Below are 2,511 nucleotides of genomic sequence, written 5' to 3'. Positions count from 1 at the left end.
ACTATAAACATAACCCTTGAAGTTTTGAGAAATTACACCAGTATAATCAGTATAATACTGTTTTCCGTCAAACCTATAAATTGTATTTCTTACCTTTTCTCCGTATACGCGTAAACTGTCACCTTTGGAGAAGAGATATAGTTGTCCATTGATTTCGTGAACACCTGTTACCTTTTCAGCTTTATCGTTTAGATAGAATGGTATACCATCAATGTCAACAAACCCTATTTGAGTAGCTTGTCCCCAGTCATTAAAATAATATGCTTTTCCGTCAATAGTTTCTGTACCATTCACAGTAGAAGATTTTCCATCTCTAAAATAATATTTTTCTCCACCAGATTCCTTCCAACCGGAATAGTTAGTTCCATCTTCTAAACTAAAATATTTCACTGTATTACCTAATCTGCTGATCCCTAGTGGCTCAAGTACACCATCTTTCCCAAATGGTAATGTTTTATTGTCCAAAGTAACATTAACTGTTCTGTTTAGAGGTTTTCCATCCAACCCAGAAACAAACATAAGCACACCTTCATCGGAAAAACGAAGAGTGACACCTTGATCTTCTAAACGTAGTACATTTGTAGTAGCCTGGTAATCTTTAAAATAATAAATTTTATTATCAATTTCTTTCACGCCTTCTTTAATAAGCGCTCCTGAAGCATCGGAATAGTATAGACCTTTCCATGCTGATTTCTGCAGAACACCGTCATCGTTGAAGTTATAGTACTTCCCATCAATGTCGCCAATTTCGTTTCCTGGAGTCCTGTGATTATCATTTGGATTAAAATAATACGTATTGCCCTCAATTTCTTGCCAGCCCTTTAAAAGAGTTCCTGAAGAATCCGCATAATAATGACTATTATCTCTTTTTATCCAACTATTTGTTATCAATTTTCCAGAATTGTATGCAGTCCATATAGAGCCATCTTTTGCATCAGCTTTGAACTCTAACCCGTCATATGTCTTTCCTTCATGTTTCTTTGTCTCATCTTTCTTACGAGGATGCCAATCAATCAACCAATTATTCCACTCATGTGCTGCAAGGATAGCTGTGAGTTTACTAGCTTCATTAATATCACCAGTAGTCCACGCTGGTGCACTTTTACCACTTCTAGGAACGTATAAATATTGCCCTTTATTATTTTTTAAAGAAAACTGACCGTCTTTTCGAACAACAAGATCCCATATTTCATCAGAACTGATATCTCCATCATGAGTATAAATCCATTGACTATGATCTCCTGATTTAGATGTAAGATATCTTACTTTCCCATTAAAGACAGATGATATAATAACCTTATTAGATCCCTTTTTAATCGGTGTAATTGTAAAATCAGTCCCTGAATTTGAATCCTCTGCATCTGCTTCATGGACATAATCCCCTGCTTGCAGGTTTATTCCATCATTTATAATTTTTATAGAAATAGGAGAATATTCCCCGTCTTTATGGTTTGTGTAAACATCAAGTGTACGTTTCTTCAAATCCTCACGAGCTTCAGGATCATTCGTAGCATAATTCGAAAGAACGTCTTTGCCAACTGGCTCTGAAGTAATGGTTGCTAACATTCGTTTTTCTTCTGGTAGTTTACTAAAAAGATCCTCATTCACATAACGAACATCACGCAAACCAGAGCCATTAGCAAGAAAATATCCTGGGAATTCTTGTTGTTCAAATCTACCTGCTAACACATTTTTACCACCGCTATTGTTACTTGTTAGATAATAGGTTTTGAAATTCGTAAGTGAAACACCTGTATTTCCTTCATCTAATTGCTTTTGTGTAATATACAAAATATCATGTTTAGATAGTTCTGGTTCATCAGGAGTTAAGTCTACTATTGTACCAGCGTCCTTAATACGAATTTGTTGACCATGTTTGATTGTTTTATATTCGACTTTCCCATTTGGATAAGAAAGTTTAACTGTCTTGCTAAAATTTTTATCTTTATAAAAATCAAACGCACTAATACCAAATTCCCCTTTGTTAAAAGTAGGAGCTTTATAAGCAACGTTTTCCAGACGAGCTGCATAACTGTTCTTTGCGTCTATTTCTTCTAACCATTTCCCAAATGGCTCTTTAAGAAACGCGTCATAGATATCTCCAAATGTTGTAACAATCGTTCCGAACGTATCAACATCTGCTTTTACTTTATATTCTGTTACGGGGCTAGCGCTAAATAAAATCCCCATTGCAATCCCTACAGGAAGGACTTTTCGCATACTTTTTTTTACTTTTCCATTCATAATTGTGCTCCTCACTTTGTGCTACCCTATTTTTTCTATTTATTAAACTGACTTTAACGTTCCAAAGTTTATCTTAGTTTAAATACCTTTCAAAAGTCTTTCGTAAATGTTACAAAAGTCTTACATGAATACCGTATAAAATTCTGAATTTTATACGGTATTCTATATTTTTTCAGCTTGGCCCCATGCTTATTAACCGAAGATTTTTAAGTATCTCCAAAACAAAATTTTTATTTGTAAAATGAATGAAGTGGTAAACCAGAAAGG

General features: G+C 34.5%; 1 protein-coding gene. It reads right to left on the bottom strand.

Features of this window, described 5'->3' with window-relative positions; all coding sequences use genetic code 11:
• A partial coding sequence (locus tag AB3X48_RS21015; protein WP_367959903.1) for a cell wall-binding protein occupies positions 1–2,244 on the bottom strand: 2,244 nt, incomplete at its 3' end.
• Between the last annotated feature and the right edge of the window lie 267 nt (positions 2,245–2,511).

The sequence above is a fragment of the Bacillus sp. S4 genome (assembly GCF_040838205.1).
Taxonomy (GTDB): Bacteria; Bacillota; Bacilli; order Bacillales; family Bacillaceae_G; genus Bacillus_A; species Bacillus_A cereus_U.
Note: the sequence above shows the minus strand (reverse complement) of the source record. Positions and strands in the feature narration are given on the sequence as shown.